This window comes from Mycobacterium sp. C31M (assembly GCF_053345865.1).
In genome coordinates, this window is record NZ_JBKFAX010000009.1 from 229,391 (window position 1) to 246,649 (window position 17,259).

The window sequence follows — 17,259 nt, forward strand, 5'->3', positions numbered from 1 at the left end:
CGTAGGCGCAGGTCACGCTCGGTTGTCAGACCCCCGTGGTGTCATGCTGTCATGGCCGCACCACACACCGAGCTGACCCCGAGCACGCTCACCGAACCGGGTCTGCGCGGCACGGTGCGGGTGCTCGGCGGGGCCGGCACCGGTAAGAGTCGGCTGTTGACCGATGCGGCGACGGCCCACATCGCCGCCGGAGCCGACCCGGAATCGGTTCTGCTGCTGACCGGTTCGGCTCGCCTCGGTATGCAGGCGCGTGCCGCCGTCACCGCGGCGCTGTTGTCGGCCGGGATGCGCGGTGTGGTCCGCGAACCGCTGGTCCGCACCGTGCACTCGTACTGTTTTGCGGTGCTGCGGCTGGCCGCTCAGCGCACCGGTGGCCCGCCGCCGCGGCTGATCACCAGCGCCGAACAGGACGGCATCATCCGCGAACTGCTGGCCGGCGACCTGGAGGACGGTGCGGCCTACTGGCCCGTCGCCCTGCACCCGGCGCTGGGCACCGCCGGATTCGCCACCGAGCTGCGCGATCTGTTGTCGCGCTGCGCCGAACGTGGTGTCGACCCGGTCGCCCTGCAACGCCTCGGCAAGCTCTCCGGCCGCCCCGAGTGGGTGGCAGCCGGACGGTTCGCCGCCTCCTATGAACAGGTGATGCTGCTGCGCTCGGCGGTCGGGATGGCGGCCCCGCAGGCCACCGTGCCGGCGTTGGGCGCCGCCGAACTGGTGGGCGCCGCCCTGGACGCCTTCGCACTGGACCCCGATCTGCTGGCCGCCGAACGTGCCCGGGTGCGGCTGCTGCTGGTCGACGACGCCCAACACCTCGATCCGCAGGCCGCGCTGTTGGTGCGCGTGCTGTCGGCCGGTGCCGAGCTGACTGTGCTGGCCGGTGACCCCAACCAGACCGTCTTCGGTTACCGCGGTGCCGATCCGGCCCTGCTGCGCACCGACACCCCGGCCATCACGCTGGCCGCATCACACCGTTGCTCGGCGGCCGTCGCCGAGGCCATCGGCGCGGTCGCTTCCCGCCTGCCCGGTGCCGACCGGCCGCGGTCGTTCACCGGCGACCCGGACCGGCCGGGTTCGGTTTCCGTGCGGATCGCGGCGTCCCCGCACGCCGAGTCCACCCTGATCGCCGACGCGCTGCGCCGTGCCCACTTGGTCGACGGGGTGCCCTGGTCGCAGATGGCGGTCATCGTCCGGTCGGTGCCGCGGGTCGGCGCCGGGATCGGGCGGGCGCTCACCGCGGCCGGCGTGCAGGTCGACCTGCCCGCCCCGGACACCGGGCTGGCACAACAGCACGCCGTGCGGGCACTGCTCACCGTGCTGGAGGCGACCGCCACCGGACTGACCGGCGCCGCGGCGCTCGACCTCGTCACCGGCCCCATCGGGCGCATCGACCCGGTGACCCTGCGCCAACTGCGCCGCGCGCTGCGGCGCATCCTCGGCCACGACCGCGAGTTCGGCGAGCTGCTCGGCACGGCACTGCACCGGATCCCGGCCGGTCTACCGGCCGAGTTGCAGCGCAGCCTGCAGCGTGTGCAGGCAGTGCTGCGGGCCGCCCGCACCAGCCACCACAGCGCTGCCGATCCGCGGAACACGTTGTGGCAGGCGTGGAGCCGCAGCGGTTTGCAGAGGCGCTGGGTCAGTGTGGCCGACCGCGGCGGCCCCGGCGCCGACGCCGCCGAACGCGACCTGGCCGCGGTCACCGCACTGTTCGATGTCGCCGATCAGTATGTGTCGCGCACCAGCGGCGCGACCCTGGCCGGGCTGATCGCCCATATCGACACCCTGGCGCTGCCGTCCTCCGGCGGGGCCGGCAGCCACACCGATGCGGTGACGGTGTGCAGCCCGCACACCGCGTTGGACCGCGAGTGGGATTTTGTGGTGCTGGCCGGCGTTCAGGAAGGGTTGTGGCCCAACACGGTTCCGCGCGGCGGTGTGCTGGGCACCGGACACCTGGTCGACGTGCTCGACGGGGTGGCCGACAACGCCGGTGGTCCCGCGGCCCGGTTGTCCACCCGCGCGCCGTTGCTCGCCGAGGAACGGCGGCTGCTGATCGCCGCGCTGGGCCGGGCCCGGGACCGCGTCCTGGTGACCGCCGTCGACAGCGAAACCGGCGACGCAGCGCTGCTGCCGTCCCCGTTCTGCGCCGAGCTGGCTGCGCTGGCCTGCGCGGATCCGGCCGCCGAAGCCGTCCCCGCGCCCATCCCGGCACCGCGGGTGCTGACCCCGGCCGCCCTGGTCGGCCGCCTGCGCGCCGTGGTGTGCGCGCCTGCGGGTGAGGTCGACGATGACACCCGCGATTGTGCGGCAACACAATTGGCTCGGCTGGCCGCAGCCGGGGTGCCCGGTGCCGACCCCGCGCACTGGCACAGCCGGACCGCGCCGTCCACCGTCGAGCCGTTGTGGACGGGCGAGGACCACGTGCAGACACTGTCTCCGTCGACACTGCAGACCCTCGTCGACTGCCCGCTGCGTTGGCTGCTGGAACGTCACGGTGGCTCCGACAGCCGTGATGTCCGCTCGGCGGTCGGGACGTTGATCCATGCGCTGGTCGCGGATTCGGCGATGACCGAGAGTCAGCTGCTGTCGCAGCTGGAGGACATCTGGTCGGCCATGCCGTACGAATCGCAGTGGTATGCCGACAACGAACTGGCCCGGCACGGCGCCATGTTGTCCTCGTTCGTGCAGTGGCGCGAACTGACCCGCCGCGAGTACACCGAGGTCGGCACAGAGGTCGAGGTCGACGGCATGGTCGCACCCGGGGTGCAGGTGAAGGGCCGCATCGACCGGCTCGAACGCGACAACGCCGACCGGTTGGTGATCGTCGACGTCAAGACCGGCAAGAGTCCGGTCACCAAGGATGACGCACAACGGCACGCGCAGCTGGCGATGTACCAACTGGCGGTCGCCGAGGGTGTGCTCGGCGACGGCGAGGAGCCCGGCGGGGGACTGCTGGTCTATCCGGGCAAGGCCGCCGCCGGTGGGGCCACCGAACGTACCCAGGACGCGCTCACCCCGGACGCTGCAGAAGCCTGGCGTGACACCATTGCCGAGGCCGCCCGGTCGACGCAGGGCCCGGACTTCGTTGCGCGGGTCAACGACGGCTGCGGGCACTGCCCGGTGCGGTCGATGTGCCCGGCTCAGGAGGGACGATCGTGACCGTATGCCCGCAGTACAGCCCTGCCGAATTGTCGGAGGCACTGGGGCTTTTCACGCCGACGGACGAGCAGGCCGCGGTGATCGCCGCCCCACCCGGACCGCTGGTCGTGATCGCCGGCGCCGGTGCGGGCAAGACCGAGACGATGGCCGCCCGGGTGGTCTGGCTGGTCGCCAACGGGTACGCCCGCCCCGAGGAGGTACTCGGCCTGACGTTCACCCGTAAGGCGGCCGGGCAGCTGCTGCGCCGGGTCCGCACCCGGCTGGCCCGGCTGGCCGGGACCGGTATCGGGCGTGAGGTCCGACTCGACGAGCCCCCGACCATCAGCACCTATCACGCGTTCGCCGGGGCTCTGCTGCGCGAGTACGGACTGCTTCTGCCGGTCGAACCGGACACCCGGTTGATCGGCGAAACCGAGTTGTGGCAGTTGGCCTTTCGGGTGGTGTGTGAGCACCCCACGCTGCTCGACACCGACAAGACACCGGCCGCGGTGACCGGTCTGGTGCTGCGCCTGTCCGGGGCGCTGTCGGAGCACCTGGTCGACACTGCCGCCCTGCGCGATACCCACGTCGAGCTGGAACGCCTGATCCACCACCTGCCGCCCGGCCCGAATCAGCGGGACCGCCGGCCGGCCCAGTGGCTGCTGAAGCTGCTGACGACCCAGACCGAACGTACCGACCTGGTGGACCTGATCGACGAGCTGCACCGTCGGATGCGCGAAGAAAAGGTGATGGACTTCGGCGCGCAGATGGCCGCGGCGGCCCGGCTGGCCGTCGCCGCTCCGCAGGTCGGTGAACAGCTGCGCGGGCGCTACCGGGTGGTACTGCTCGACGAATACCAGGACACCGGCCACGCTCAACGAATCGCCTTGTCGGCGTTGTTCGGTGGCGGCGTCGACGATGGTCTGGCGCTCACCGCGGTCGGTGACCCCATCCAATCGATCTACGGATGGCGCGGCGCCTCGGCGACCAACCTGCCGCGGTTCACCACCGACTTCCCGCACGCCGACGGTAGCCAGGCGCCGACGCTGGAACTGCGCACCAGCTGGCGTAATCCGGCCGAGGCGCTGCACCTGGCCAACGCGGTCTCCGAGCCGGCCCGCCGGCGGTCGGTCAGCGTGCGCGAACTGCTGCCGCGCCCCGACGCCGCGCCGGGCACCGTGCGTGCTGCGCTGTTGACCGACGTTGTCGCCGAACGGGACTGGGTGGCCGATCAGGTGGCGGCCCGCTACCTGGCCACCGACACCCCGCCGACCGCGGCGGTGCTGGTGCGCCGCAACGCCGACGCCGCACCGATGGCCGCGGCGCTGACCGCGCGCGGTGTACCCGTCGAGGTGGTGGGACTGGCAGGGCTGCTGGCCATCCCGGAGGTCGCCGACGTGGTGGCGATGCTGCGCCTGATCGTCGACCCGACCGGCGGCGCCGCCGCGATGCGGGTGCTCACCGGGCCGCGGTGGCGCCTCGGTGCCCGCGATATCACGGCGCTGTGGCGGCGCGCGGTGGCGCTGGACGAGCCGGCGGCGGGGGAGCCGGGCAGTATGGCGCGCATCGCCGCGCAGGCGGCCCCCGACGCGGACACCGCCTGCCTGGCCGACGCCATCTGCGATCCCGGTACCGAGGACCAGTACTCCGCGCTCGGGTATACTCGCATCACCGCGCTCGGTCGCGAATTGACTGGGCTGCGTTCCCATCTCGGGCACCCGCTGCCGGATCTGGTGGCCGAGGTGCGTCGGGTGCTGGGGGTCGACGCCGAGGTCCGGGCGGCCCGCCCGGTGCCCGCGGGTTGGGGCGGTACCGAGCACCTGGACGCCTTCGGCGATGTGGTGTCCGAGTTCGCCGCCCGCTCCGACGGATCGCCCACCGGTCTGCTGGCCTACCTGGATGCCGCGGCCGTGGTCGAGAACGGGTTGGCGCCGGCCGAGGTGGCGGTGGCCGCCGACCGGGTGCAGATCCTCACCGTGCACGCCGCCAAGGGGCTGGAATGGCAGGTGGTGGCAGTACCGCACCTGAGCGGGCGGGTGTTCCCGTCGACCGCGATGGCCCGGACCTGGCTGACCGATGCCGGGGATCTTCCACCGCTGCTGCGCGGTGACCGGGCCGGCGAAACTGCACATGGCGTACCCGTGCTGGACACCTCCGATGTGTTCGATCGGAAGGCCCTGTCGGACAAGATCGCCGAGCACAAGGACATGCTGGCCCAGCGCCGAGGTGACGAGGAACGTCGACTGCTGTATGTGGCGCTGACCCGCTCGGAGGACACCCTGCTGCTGTCGGGACATCACTGGGGGCCCACCGAATCCAAACCCCGTGGGCCGTCGGAGTTCCTGCTGGAGCTCAAGGCGATCATCGAACGGGCTGCGGCCGCCGGACATCCGTGCGGGGTCATCGACGAATGGGCACCCGACCCGGCCGACGGTGAGCTGAATCCGTTGCGCGGTACCAATGTCGAAGCGGTGTGGCCGCCCGAGGGCTCGCGGCAGCACGACATCGAGCGGGGTGCCGCGCTGGTCGAGCATGCCGCCGAGATGCCGCGCAAGGGTGTCGACCGGGAGAACTGGGCCGCCGATGTCGACGCGCTGCTGGCCGAACGGGAACGCGCCGCCGTAGTGCCACCCGTGGCACTACCCGGGCAGCTGTCGGTGAGCACCCTGGTCGACCTCGGCAAGGACCGCACCGCAGCGCTTGCCCGGCTGCGCCGGAGGCTGCCGGCCCGGCCTGATCCTCATGCCCTGCTGGGCACGGCCTTTCACGAATGGGTGCAGCGGTTCTTCCATGCCGAGCGGCTCTTCGACCTCGACGATCTTCCGGGCGCGGTGGACGGCGACACCGGCCGTGCGCACGCCGAGGAACTCGCCGATCTGCAGGAGGCTTTCGCCGCATCGTCCTGGGCGGCGCGGACCCCGCTGGATGTCGAGGTGCCCTTCGACATGATCCTGGGCAGCAGCGACGGCGAGGACGATCCGACCGTGGTGCGCGGCCGTATCGACGCCGTCTTCGCCGAACCCGACGGCGGCGTGGTGGTCGTCGACTGGAAGACCGGCGACCCGCCGGCCACCCCGGAGGCGCAGCAGCATGCGGCGATCCAGCTGGCCGTGTACCGGCTGGCGTGGGCCGGGTTGCACGACTGCCCGCCTACATCGGTGCGAGCCGCGTTCCATTATGTGCGCAGCGGGGTGACCGTCATCCCTGATGTACTGCCCGATGCCGACGAGTTGGCGGGCCTGCTGGTCGACGCGGGTCCGCAGGTTCAGGAGGTGCGATAGATCTTGTAGGCCTGAGTGATCATCGGGACCTGCAGCGGCAGCCGGGCCCACGCGCCGATCCGCAGGGGAAGAGACTTGCGCGGCTCTTGCGACCACAAGCGCACCATGTTCACGTTGGCCGGGAACACCCCGAGGAACAGGGCGATCGCGGCCAGCGCGCCGAGGCGTCGGGTCTTCGGAGCGATCAGCATGCCGCCGACTGCTGCCTCGGCCACGCCGGAGGCCAGCGTGTAGAACCGGGCGCTGCCCGGCAGTTCCTCGGGCACGACGGTGTCGAAGGGTTTCGGCGCCGCGAAGTGCAGCACACCCATCCCGACGAGCCACACGCCCATCTTTGTGGCGCGCGCCGCGTTTGCCTGTTGCTCAACTCCGGTTGTGGGGGTCGTCATGGTTACATTGTGGCGTGCCCATCCCGCGCAGATCGGTGAACCGTGGCCAAAGGTAGGTTGCGCCGGCGGTTGGCGGCGGTGAACCAGGACCTGACCTCGCGTCACGACGCCGACCTCGTCGACGTCCTGAGCATCCCGGAAAAATTCGTCAGCCCCTGGCGGCGCATCTTCACGCGGGTGTTGCTGGCACTCGGCGCGCTGTTCGCCGCGGTGCTGATTGTCTACATCGACCGGCACGGTTACCGGGACATCGATTCCGCTCCCAATGCCAACGACCCGCTGTCCTTCCTGGACTGTCTGTACTACGCGACGGTCTCGCTGTCGACCACCGGCTACGGCGACATCACCCCGGTCACTCCGTCGGCCCGACTGGTCAACGTTCTGGTCATCACCCCATTGCGGGTGGCATTCCTGATCGTGCTGATCGGAACCACGGTCGAAACCCTCACCAACCAATCGCGCCAGGCGCTGAAGATCCAGCGATGGAGGAGATCCGTGCGTAACCACACCGTCGTCGTCGGCTACGGGACCAAGGGGCGCACCGCGGTGGCCGCGATGATCGGCGATGACGTCGCACCGGCAGACATCGTCGTCGTCGAACAGGACCCGGTCGCGCTGGAGAAGGCCAAGAACGCCGGCCTGGTCACGGTGCGGGGCAGTGCCACCGACTCGGAGATCCTGCGGTTGGCCAGCGTCCAGCACGCAAAATCGATCATCGTCGCCGCCAACCGTGATGACACCGCGGTGTTGGTGACGCTCACCGCGCGGGAGTTGAACCCGAAGGCCACCATCATCGCCGCGGTTCGCGAGGCAGAAAACCAGCATCTGCTCAAGCAATCCGGCGCCAACAGCACCGTCGTCACCTCGGAGACCGCGGGCCGGTTGCTGGGGCTGGCCACCCAAACTCCCAGTGTCGTGGAGATGATGGAGGACCTGCTGACCCCCGACGCCGGGTTCGCCATCGCCGAACGCCAGGTCGAGCCCAAGGAGGCCGGCGGCTCGCCACGCCACTTGTCCGACATCGTGCTCGGTGTGGTGCGCGACGGGAAACTACTGCGCGTCGACGACGAACGTGTCGACGCGCTCGAGCTGACCGACCGGCTGCTCTACATCCGCTCGAACGAGGATCGTTAGTGAACTTCAGCCTGCGCAACGTCCCCCTGCTGTCCCGGGTCGGCGCCGATCGCGCGGACACCCTGCGCACCGATATCGACGCCGCCATCGCCGGCTGGGCCGACGCCCGAGTGCTGCGCGTGGATCGGCGCAACCAGGTGCTCATCGCCGACGGCAGTGTGGTGCTCGGCAGCGCGACCACCCTCGGCGACACCCCGCCGGAGCACGCGGTGTTCCTCGGCCGCCTCGTGGACGGCCGCCACGTCTGGGCCATCCGCGGCGCCCTCGAAGCGCCGGAGGATCCCGATGTGCAGGCCGAGGTGCTCGACCTGCGCCGCGCCGGACCGATCTTCGACGATGCCAGCGCCCAGCTGGTCGCCACCGCCACCGCGCTGCTGAACTGGCATGACAACGCCCGCTTCAGCCCGGTGGACGGATCGCCGACAAAGACGATCAAGGCCGGCTGGTCCCGGATCAACCCCGCCAACGGCCACGAGGAGTTCCCGCGCATCGACCCGGCGGTGATCTGCCTGGTGCACGACGGCCACGACCGGGCCGTGCTGGCCCGCCAAGGTGTCTGGCCCGAGCGGATGTTCTCCATCCTGGCCGGATTCGTGGAGGCGGGTGAATCCTTCGAGTCCTGCGTGGTGCGCGAGATCGCCGAAGAGGTCGGTCTGACCGTGACCGATGTGCAGTACCTGGGCAGCCAGCCCTGGCCGTTCCCGCGGTCACTGATGGTCGGCTTCCACGCCCTCGGCGATCCGGAGCAACCGTTCGCGTTCAACGACGGCGAGATTGCCGAGGCCGAATGGTTCACCCGCGCTCAGGTGCGCGACGCCCTGGACAACGGCGACTGGAGCAGCGAGTCGCCGTCACGCCTGCTGCTGCCCGGGTCCATCTCGATCGCCCGCGAGATCATCGAATCCTGGGCCGCCGCGGGCTGACGGTCACGGCCCGAGGGCGGCGATGTCCCGTAAATACAGTCGGGCGTCGTCGTGAGTGATGTTCAGCTGAGCTGACAGGAAGTCGACCCACGACCGAAAGCCCAGAGCGCTCGGTGTGGTTCTCGCCTTGAGCGTGGCCAACAGCCGGATCTGCTGCTCGCGGGCCAGTTCGCTGGCTCGGCCGTAGAGCCTGATTGCCTGCTCGATGGCCGGTCGAGATCGTGATTGCGCCAGCAGCGCATCTGCTTGGGCCACCAGCGCCGAGTACTCAGCCTGCAGCGCGTCGATGTGGGTAAGGGTCTGAGTCATGTTTCGAACAATAGTTCGAAGCACCGACAATTCAGCCCAGCTTGGCTTTGACCTGCTTGGCGCTCGGGTTGGTCAGCGTCGACCCGTCGGCGAATTTCACCGTCGGCACCACGTGATTGCCGCCGTTGACCGAGCCGACGAACTCCGCCGCGGCCGGGTCGCCCTCGATGTCGATCTCGGTCCAGCCGATGCCCTCGGCCTTGAGCGCGGTCTTGAGTCGCGCGCAATACCCGCACCACGAGGTGGTGTACATGGTCAGCTCAGCGTTGGTCATCTTCAGAAGAACCCATCGACGTCGGTGCGTATTTCCCCTGCACCCTATGCGCCGCCCGGCAGCCGCCGCCCGGCAACCGCCGCCTGACAACCGCCGCCGCATGGATGTCGGCCGCTGCTGCCATGATGGACGCCATGCCGTCCGTCGACAGTCTGCTCGGCGACCTCGACGACGAACAGCGCGAGGCCGTCCTCGCCCCCCGTGGTCCGGTGTGTGTGCTCGCCGGTGCAGGCACCGGCAAGACCCGCACCATCACCCGTCGCATCGCTCATCTGGTGGTGGGCGGCCACGTCGCACCCGGTCAGGTGCTGGCGGTCACCTTCACCGCCCGTGCGGCCGGCGAGATGCGTGGCCGGCTGCGGGCGCTGGGGGAGCAGGCCGGTGTGCCCACCGGCGCGGTGCAGGCGGTCACCTTCCACGCCGCGGCGCGCCGCCAGTTGCAGTACTTCTGGCCGCGGGTGGTCGGCAACACCGGCTGGCAACTGCTCGACAGCAAGTTCTCCGTCGTCGCGCAGGCCGCGAACCGCGCGGCGCTGCAGGCCAGCACCGACGATGTCCGTGACCTGGCCGGTGAGATCGAATGGGCAAAGGCCTCGTTGATCACCCCCGAGCAGTACGCCGAAGCGGTCGCCAGAACCCGCCGCGACATCCCGAAGGACGCCGCCACCGTGGCCAAGGTGTACGCCGGGTACGAGAAACTCAAGACCCACCGCGACGGCACCGCGCTGCTCGATTTCGACGATCTGCTGCTGCACACCGCCGCGGCGATCGAGAACGACAGCGCGGTCGCCCAGGAATTCCGGGACCGCTACCGCTGCTTCGTCGTCGACGAATATCAGGACGTCACCCCACTGCAGCAGCGGGTGCTCGACGCCTGGCTCGGCAACCGCGACGACCTCACGGTGGTGGGTGACGCCAACCAGACCATCTACTCGTTCACCGGGGCCACCCCGCGGTTCCTGCTCGACTTCTCCCGGCGTTTCCCGGAGGCTGCCGTGGTGCGGTTGGAGCGCGACTACCGCTCCACACCCGAGGTCGTCTCCTTGGCGAACCGGGTCATCGCCGCCGCCCGCGGCCGGATGGCCGGTAGCAAACTGCACCTCATCGGCCAGCGCGACCCGGGGCCCAAACCGTCATTCGCCGAACATCCCGACGAGGTCGCCGAGGCTGCCGCCGTCGCCAAACGGGTCAAGAGCCTGATCCAATCCGGCACTCCCGCAGCAGAAATCGCGGTGCTGTACCGAATCAACGCACAGTCCGAGGTGTACGAGGAGGCGCTCACCGAGGCCGGGATCGCCTTCCAGGTCCGCGGCGGTGAGGGATTTTTCAGCCGCCAGGAGATCCGGCAGGCACTGATCGCCTTGCAGCGCAACGTCGATCGGGACACCGACGGTGACCTGCCGGCGTTCGTCAGGGGCATCCTCGAGCCGCTCGGGCTGACGGCCGGGGCGCCGACGGGCACCAAGGCGCGGGAACGCTGGGATGCGTTGGCAGCGCTGGCCGAACTGGTGGACGACGAAGTGGCGCAACGCCCTTCGCTGGATCTGTCGGCGTTGCTGTCCGAGCTGCGGCAGCGCGCCGATGCACGGCACCCGCCGGTCGTGCAGGGTGTCACCCTGGCGTCGCTGCACGCGGCCAAGGGCCTGGAATGGGACGCGGTGTTCCTGGTCGGGTTGGCCGACGGCACCATGCCGATCTCGCATGCGCTGGCCCACGGACCCGACAGCGAGGCCGTCGAGGAGGAACGCCGACTGCTCTACGTCGGGGTCACCCGGGCCCGGGTGCATCTCACGCTGAGCTGGGCGCTGGCGCGCACCCCGGGCGGACGGCAGGGCCGGCGCGCCTCGCGGTTTCTCAACGGCCTCGCCCCGCAGGCGCCAGCCGACTCCAATCCGTCCAAACCGAAACGCAGCCGTGGCCCGACCCCGCGCTGCCGAGTCTGCAACGGGCAGCTGACCACACCGACGGCGATCATGTTGCGGCGCTGCGAGGACTGCCCGTCCGATATCGACGAGCAGCTGCTGGCCGACCTCAAGGAATGGCGGCTGCGTACCTCCCAGGAGATGAAGGTGCCCGCCTACGTGGTGTTCACCGACAACACGCTGATCGCCATCGCCGAGACCCTGCCCGCCGATGCCGCTGCGCTGGTGGCCATCCCGGGTATCGGTGCGCGCAAGTTGGAGCAGTACGGGCCCGATGTGTTGGAGCTGGTCAAGAACCGGTCGTGAGAACCTGCCAAGTTCCGCACAGATTCCGCCAAAACCGCTGGTCAGAAAATCGCTTGTGCAATTCGGCTGTTAGGCTTTAGCCTCAAGATCACCAGTTCAGGTGACTCAACATGGCGAAGGGAGGCGGTTCGATGTCGATAAGCGATATGCAAAAAGGCGTAGATGTCAGCGGATTGCCGCTGACCTTTTCTGCTGTCGCAGGTATTGCCGCCGCCCGGCGAGCTGGTTGGGCGCCCGCTGCCGCCGCGCCGCAGCATAAGCGCCGCACCGCTGACGAATCCGTCGTGTCCGTGAATCGGGGTACCACCTAGGTAGCCCCAGCACCGCCGAAAAGGCCACGGACCCGAGCTCACCGGATCCGTGGCCATTGTTTTTTCGGGGGACACCCGAAACACCTGGTCACCGGTCCGAGCGACAAGACCGACACCGAAAAACGACCAGGAAGTAGGGGGAGACATGTCCGTCCAGGCATGCCCGGAACGTTTACTGCCCGCGGTGCCGTGCCACATCGGCGATCCGGACCTGTGGTTCGCCGAGAGCCCGCGTGAACTGGAGCAGGCCAAGGCGCTGTGCGCCGACTGCCCGATCCGCAGCCTGTGCCTGTCCGAGGCGCTGGAACGTCAGGAGCCGTGGGGCGTCTGGGGTGGCGAGATCATCGAACGCGGCACCATCGTGGCGCGAAAGCGTCCGCGTGGACGTCCGCGTAAGGAAGCTCGGGAGGACCAGGCGGCCTAGCGAAAGCTAGGCCGCCTGGTCGGCCCGGACATCAGGCAGCTGCAAAACCCGGCACCAGTTCGGTGGCGATATCGCGCACCGGCACATGGGCATCGAGCTGACAGCAGATCGCGATGGTCGACGCGATCACCCGCAGCGGAATGGCAAGGTTGGCAGGCAGATCCAGCTGCCGCGCCATCTTGATCTGGGCCACCGAGTTGTCCATCTGGCCGGCGGCCATCTTCTGCAGCCAGCGCCGGGTGTAATGGAACACCTTGACCTCGACCGGCTGTACGTACTGGCGCAACATGTCGTCGACTTCCTGAGCCGAGACCTGTTCGCCCTTCTGGATGAATCCAGCCGCCTCCATGGCGGGCAACAGTTCGACGTAATTCTTGTCCCGGGCCAACCGGATGCAGGTTCCCAGCGCCGACGGGAAACCACCCGGAAGTGGTGCCACCGCACCGAAATCGATCACACCCATCCGGCCGTCGGCCAGCAGCATGAAGTTCCCGGGATGGGCATCGCCGTGCATCATCTGCAGCCGCTTCGGGGCGCCGAAGGTCAGTTCGGTGAGCCGGGTACCCATCAGATCGCGCTGTTCGGGGGTGCCGTCGCGGATGATGGCCGACATCGGGATGCCTTCCATCCACTCGGCGATCACCACCTTGGGGGCGCTGGCCACCACATGCGGCACCGCGAAATGCGGATCGTTCTCGTAGGTCTTGGCGAAGGCCCGCTGGTTGTCGGCTTCCAACCGGTAGTCGAGCTCCATCTCGGTGCGTTCGATCAGCTCGGCGACCACGCTCTCGATATCGGCGCCGGGGGCGAGCTGTTTGAAGACACTGGTCAGCCGCTGAATGGTCTTGAGGTCGGCACGCAACGCCTCGTCGGCGCCCGGGTACTGGATCTTCACGGCGACGGCGCGACCATCCGACCAGACCGCCTTGTGCACCTGCCCGATGCTGGCCGAGGCCACCGGGGTGTCGTCGAAGGACTGGAACCGCTCCCGCCACCTGGTGCCGAGTTGCTGATCGAGCACGCGGTGCACCTTGGCGGCCGGCAGCGGAGGAGCCTCGCGCTGCAGCTTGGTCAGGGCCTCGCGATAGGGCTTGCCGTACTGCTCAGGGATGGCCGCTTCCATCACCGACAGCGCCTGGCCCACCTTCATGGCGCCGCCCTTGAGCTCGCCGAGCACCGTGAACAGCTGCTGAGCAGCCTTGTCCATCAGTTCGGCGGTGACCTCATCCTTGGATTTGCCGGTCAGCCGCTTACCGAACCCGAGCGCGGCCCGCCCGGCAAAGCCGACGGGCAGCGTGGCGAGCTTCGCGTTGCGCGCGACGCTGCGTCGTTTGATTTCTGACACCCGTCCATCATCCACGACGCAGCTGAATACTCCGCAACGAACCGGCAACACGTGGTATCAGCAGGAGCACCCGGGATGACGGGACCAGTGTTTGGTCACCACCGAACCGTCACCGACGTCGAACTCGACGGTGGCGTCCAGTGTCATCGGGGGCGCCGCCGCGTGACGGCCGTTCCGGATCGCCACGACGACCCGTTCCACCTGGGTCAGGGCCAGCGCGGCGGTACCCAGCAGAGTCGCCCGGTCGGCTGTCCCGACGGTGTTGCGCAGTTGCGCGGCCACCGCAGGCCAGGCGGCGTCGCGATCACGCCGGTGCAGGTCCGCGCAGGCCAGACAGGACGTGACACCGGGCAGCACGAGCGGTCCGACGAGTCCGGTGCCATCACGCACCCGGACCGGCAGATGCGGCATCCGGGCGGCATGCAGGTCGCGCACCACCCGCGGGTCGGGAACCAGGGCGTCGGAAAGCACCACCAGGTCGGCGCGGTCGGTGGTCACCACCGCGTGCGGGCGGTTGCTGCGGGTCACCCGGGTCCCGGAACACCGCAGCGCGCCGGCGAGCAGGTCCGACAGCGGCCCGCGACCGTGGATGCGGACCGCCACCGGTCGGTGGGCCGGGGCAGAAACCGTCATCACCCCGGCGGTCACCAGCGCGGCCAGCAGGTCGGCGATCGCGGGTGCGGCGGCGTCGGCGCCGAACTCACCGGCGCGGGCCACCAACTCCTCGGCGGTCATCGGATCGTGCATGGCGCGCAACAACCGGGCCAACGCCGCGGACGTCATCCCTACGGGCGGATGGACCAGCACGGCCCGCCGCGGGTCCCAACCCACCTGCACGGTGCCGTCGGGTCGCCACAACACCGGCTTGGCAGGGTCCAACGCATAGCGGCGCATCCGGTGACTCTGTCACGATCTGGGCGCCGCCCGCTTCAGTTATCCACAGGCCCGTCGGGACGGTCCGGACGGTCGTTCTCCAGGTCCGCCAACGCCTGATCGATACCGCTGGTGTCCCCACCGATCGCCCGGTCGATGAACTCGGCCGGCTCGTCCAGATCCTCGGCGCCGGGCAACAGATCCGGGTGCTGCCACACGGCATCTCGGGCATCGGCACCGACCGCCTCGGTCAGCTTCTCCCACAGCGCCGCCGCCTCGCGCATCTTGCGCGGCCGCAGTTCCAGACCGACCAGCGTCGCGAAGGTCTGCTCGGCCGGGCCGCCGGTGGCGCGGCGCCTGCGCAGCATCTCCGACAGTGCCGTCGTCCCCGGCAGTCGGTCGCCGAGCGCCGCGGTGACCACGGTCTGCACCCAGCCCTCGATCAACGCCAACAGCGTCTCCAGCCGTTCCAGTGCGGCGGTCTGCTCGGGGGTGGCCTTGGGCTCGAACATTCCCTGGCTCAGCATCTGCTCCAGCGCTGCCGGGTCGGAAAGCGAGGCCGGGTTGAAACCCTGGGCCATGTCCTCGATACCGCTCATGTCGATCTTCATGCCCTTGGCGAAGGCCTCGACGTTGTTGAGCAATTGGCTCGACAGCCACGGCACATGACTGAACAGCCGGTGATGGGCCGCCTCGCGCGCGGCCAGGAACGTCAGCACCTCGCTGCGCGGCTGCTCCAACCCCTCCGACAGGGTGTCGACCGCGGCCGGCATCAGCGCGGCAACGCCCTTGGGCCCCAACGGCAATCCGATGTCCGTGGACGTCAGTACCTCGCCTGCCAGCTTGCCCAGCGCCTGCCCGAGTTGGCTGCCGAACGCCATGCCGCCCATCTGCGACATCATCGCCAGCAGCGGCCCGGCCATCGCCTTGGCCTCCTCGGGCAGTGCCTGCGCCCACACCGTGGAGATCTGCTGGGCGACCGGATCGCACAGCCGCTTCCAGGTGTCCATGGTGTTGTCGATCCACTCCGACGGCGTCCAGGCCGCGGTGCGGGTGGTCCCGGCGGGCAGCGGGGTCGCACCGTCGAGCCAGGTTTCGGCCAGCCGGACGGCATCGGCGATGGCCGATGTGGTGGCCTCGGGCACCGGCGCGACGAAGCCGATCGAGTTCGACGCCAGCTGCCGGGCCAGGTCGTAGTTCACCGGGCCGGCCTGTCCGCCACCGGCCATCGGGCCTGCGCCACTGAACATCTGGCCCAGCTGGGTGAAGATCTGGCCGAGGTTGGACATGTCGAAACCGGCGCCGCCCAGTCCGAATGGATCCGCGGGCGGATCGTCCTTGCGCTTGTCGCGGTCCGGGTCGTCACCGGTGGAGAAGCCGAAGGGCAGGTCAGACATATCGTCAACGGTACCCACCACACGCGCCGGGGGTAGGGCCGCGGGTCACGCTGTGGGTGAACGCGCTCTACTGTGGGCGGCGTGAACAGGCGGATTCTGACCCTGGTGGTGGCGCTGGTGCCCATCGTGGCCTTCGGCTTGCTGCTGTCGGTGGTGACGGTGCCCTACGTCGCGCTGGGTCCGGGCCCGACCTTCAACACCCTCGGCGAGGTGGACGGCAAGCAGGTCGTCGACATCAAGAGCACCGACGGCGTCGCCGGCGAGGTGACCCACCCCACCAGCGGGCACCTCAACATGACGACGGTGTCGCAGCGCGACGGACTGAGCCTCGGGGAGGCGCTGATCCTGTGGATGTCGGGCCGCGATCAGCTGGTCCCGCGTGACCTGGTCTATCCGCCGGACAAGTCCAAGGACGATATCGACGAGGCCAACACCACCGAATTCCGCCAGTCCGAGGACGATGCCGAGTACGCGGCGCTGTCCTATCTGAAGTACCCCGAAGCCGTCACGGTCTCGACGGTCGAGGACAAGGGCCCCTCGGCGGGCAAGCTGCAGCCCGGTGATGCCATCGACATGGTCAACAACATCCCGGTCGCCGACCTCAAGGCATTCCAGGAGGTGGTCAAGACCACCCGTCCAGGTCAGGACCTGGTGGTCGACTTCCGCCGCAAGAACGCCCCCGCCGGGACCGCCACGATCACCCTGGGTGAGCATCCCGAGGGGGAGCAGGGCTATCTCGGGATCGCCGTTGTCGACGCGCCGTGGGCCACCTTCGACATCGAGTTCAACCTCGCGAACATCGGTGGCCCGTCGGCCGGGCTGATGTTCAGCCTGGCCGTCGTGGACAAGCTGACCACCGGTGAGCTCAACGACGGCAAGTTCGTCGCCGGTACCGGCACCATCAACGCCGACGGAGAGGTCGGGTCCATCGGCGGTATCACCCACAAGATGATGGCGGCGCGCGAGGCCGGCGCGACGGTGTTCATGGTGCCCGCCGACAACTGCGCCGAGGCGCTCACCGCCCGCGAGGACGGACTGCAGTTGGTGAAGGTGGACACCCTCACCACCGCGGTCGACGCGCTCAACACGATTTCCGCCGGTGGCGAACCCCCGACGTGCTGAGAATCTCCTTGGGACTTCTTGCGTAGAGTTGGGTCAGCTGTGACCGGTTGGGTCGCACGGGTGTAGTTGTGGCGGGTCGGACCCGACACCACTGAAACGCAGAGTGGAGTTGACGAG

Annotated in this window: 13 protein-coding genes; 7 read left to right on the forward strand and 6 right to left on the reverse strand. The window is 69.3% G+C overall.

The window, feature by feature from the left end; all coding sequences use genetic code 11:
* The first annotated feature begins 51 nt into the window (after window positions 1–51).
* Both ACLBYA_RS15935 and ACLBYA_RS15940 read left to right on the forward strand, forming a co-directional pair.
* On the forward strand, window positions 52–3,153 hold the full coding sequence (locus tag ACLBYA_RS15935; protein ID WP_447710375.1) for an ATP-dependent helicase: 3,102 nt from the start codon (window positions 52–54) through the stop codon (window positions 3,151–3,153).
* Window positions 3,099–6,413, forward strand: a complete 3,315-nt coding sequence (locus ACLBYA_RS15940) for an ATP-dependent helicase (RefSeq protein WP_447710418.1) — start codon at window positions 3,099–3,101, stop codon at window positions 6,411–6,413. Before ACLBYA_RS15935 ends, ACLBYA_RS15940 begins: the two co-directional genes overlap by 55 nt.
* Here ACLBYA_RS15940 and ACLBYA_RS15945 read toward each other — a convergent pair.
* Window positions 6,398–6,802, reverse strand: a complete 405-nt coding sequence (locus ACLBYA_RS15945; protein ID WP_447710376.1) for a DoxX family protein — start codon at window positions 6,800–6,802, stop codon at window positions 6,398–6,400. The two genes, ACLBYA_RS15940 and ACLBYA_RS15945, sit on opposite strands and share 16 nt — an antisense overlap.
* 42 nt (window positions 6,803–6,844) lie before the next feature.
* Between ACLBYA_RS15945 and ACLBYA_RS15950 the strand changes: the two genes are divergently transcribed.
* Window positions 6,845–7,936, forward strand: a complete 1,092-nt coding sequence (locus ACLBYA_RS15950) for a potassium channel family protein (RefSeq protein ID WP_447710377.1) — start codon at window positions 6,845–6,847, stop codon at window positions 7,934–7,936.
* Complete coding sequence (nudC, locus tag ACLBYA_RS15955) at window positions 7,936–8,859, forward strand: NAD(+) diphosphatase (protein WP_447710378.1); 924 nt, start codon at window positions 7,936–7,938, stop codon at window positions 8,857–8,859. Before ACLBYA_RS15950 ends, nudC begins: the two co-directional genes overlap by 1 nt.
* Before the next feature lie 3 nt (window positions 8,860–8,862).
* Here the strand turns inward: nudC and ACLBYA_RS15960 are convergent, their stop codons facing one another.
* Together ACLBYA_RS15960 and mrx1 are read right to left on the reverse strand one after the other, a co-directional pair.
* Window positions 8,863–9,168, reverse strand: a complete 306-nt coding sequence (locus ACLBYA_RS15960) for a hypothetical protein (RefSeq protein ID WP_447710379.1) — start codon at window positions 9,166–9,168, stop codon at window positions 8,863–8,865.
* 31 nt (window positions 9,169–9,199) lie between these two features.
* On the reverse strand, window positions 9,200–9,442 hold the full coding sequence (gene mrx1, locus ACLBYA_RS15965; protein WP_447710380.1) for a mycoredoxin Mrx1: 243 nt from the start codon (window positions 9,440–9,442) through the stop codon (window positions 9,200–9,202).
* 134 nt (window positions 9,443–9,576) lie between these two features.
* Here mrx1 and ACLBYA_RS15970 point away from each other — a divergent pair, with 134 nt between their 5' ends.
* Both ACLBYA_RS15970 and ACLBYA_RS15975 read left to right on the forward strand, forming a co-directional pair.
* Window positions 9,577–11,670 carry an ATP-dependent DNA helicase UvrD2 gene (locus ACLBYA_RS15970; protein WP_447710381.1) on the forward strand — a complete coding sequence of 698 codons (2,094 nt, stop codon included), beginning with the start codon at window positions 9,577–9,579 and terminating at the stop codon, window positions 11,668–11,670.
* Window positions 11,671–12,126: 456 nt separating this feature from the next.
* Complete coding sequence (locus ACLBYA_RS15975) at window positions 12,127–12,405, forward strand: WhiB family transcriptional regulator (RefSeq protein WP_447710382.1); 279 nt, start codon at window positions 12,127–12,129, stop codon at window positions 12,403–12,405.
* 31 nt (window positions 12,406–12,436) lie between these two features.
* Here the strand turns inward: ACLBYA_RS15975 and ACLBYA_RS15980 are convergent, their stop codons facing one another.
* The 3 genes from ACLBYA_RS15980 to ACLBYA_RS15990 are packed head-to-tail and all read right to left on the reverse strand — an operon-like array spanning window position 12,437 to window position 16,038.
* Window positions 12,437–13,765, reverse strand: a complete 1,329-nt coding sequence (locus ACLBYA_RS15980; protein WP_447710383.1) for a macrolide-binding ATPase MABP-1 — start codon at window positions 13,763–13,765, stop codon at window positions 12,437–12,439.
* Window positions 13,766–13,807: 42 nt separating this feature from the next.
* The gene (locus ACLBYA_RS15985; protein WP_447710384.1) at window positions 13,808–14,644 is read right to left on the reverse strand and encodes a cyclodehydratase; all 837 of its coding nucleotides are present in this window, start codon (window positions 14,642–14,644) and stop codon (window positions 13,808–13,810) included.
* A 35-nt stretch (window positions 14,645–14,679) separates the two neighbouring features.
* Window positions 14,680–16,038 (reverse strand): zinc-dependent metalloprotease, encoded by a 1,359-nt coding sequence (locus tag ACLBYA_RS15990; protein ID WP_447710419.1) that lies wholly within the window; start codon window positions 16,036–16,038, stop codon window positions 14,680–14,682.
* A 63-nt stretch (window positions 16,039–16,101) separates the two neighbouring features.
* Here ACLBYA_RS15990 and ACLBYA_RS15995 point away from each other — a divergent pair, with 63 nt between their 5' ends.
* Complete coding sequence (locus tag ACLBYA_RS15995) at window positions 16,102–17,142, forward strand: YlbL family protein (RefSeq protein ID WP_447710385.1); 1,041 nt, start codon at window positions 16,102–16,104, stop codon at window positions 17,140–17,142.
* Window positions 17,143–17,259 lie beyond the last annotated feature (117 nt).

What these genes read in the sequence shown, in the direction of transcription:
- ACLBYA_RS15970 (WP_447710381.1), top strand. Translation starts at nt 9,577, where the DNA reads ATGCCGTCCGTCGACAGTCTGCTCGGCGACCTCGACGACGAACAGCGC.
- ACLBYA_RS15935 (WP_447710375.1), top strand. Translation starts at nt 52, where the DNA reads ATGGCCGCACCACACACCGAGCTGACCCCGAGCACGCTCACCGAACCG.
- ACLBYA_RS15945 (WP_447710376.1), bottom strand. Translation starts at nt 6,802, where the DNA reads ATGACGACCCCCACAACCGGAGTTGAGCAACAGGCAAACGCGGCGCGC.
- ACLBYA_RS15975 (WP_447710382.1), top strand. Translation starts at nt 12,127, where the DNA reads ATGTCCGTCCAGGCATGCCCGGAACGTTTACTGCCCGCGGTGCCGTGC.
- ACLBYA_RS15960 (WP_447710379.1), bottom strand. Translation starts at nt 9,168, where the DNA reads ATGACTCAGACCCTTACCCACATCGACGCGCTGCAGGCTGAGTACTCG.
- ACLBYA_RS15985 (WP_447710384.1), bottom strand. Translation starts at nt 14,644, where the DNA reads ATGCGCCGCTATGCGTTGGACCCTGCCAAGCCGGTGTTGTGGCGACCC.
- mrx1 (WP_447710380.1), bottom strand. Translation starts at nt 9,442, where the DNA reads ATGACCAACGCTGAGCTGACCATGTACACCACCTCGTGGTGCGGGTAT.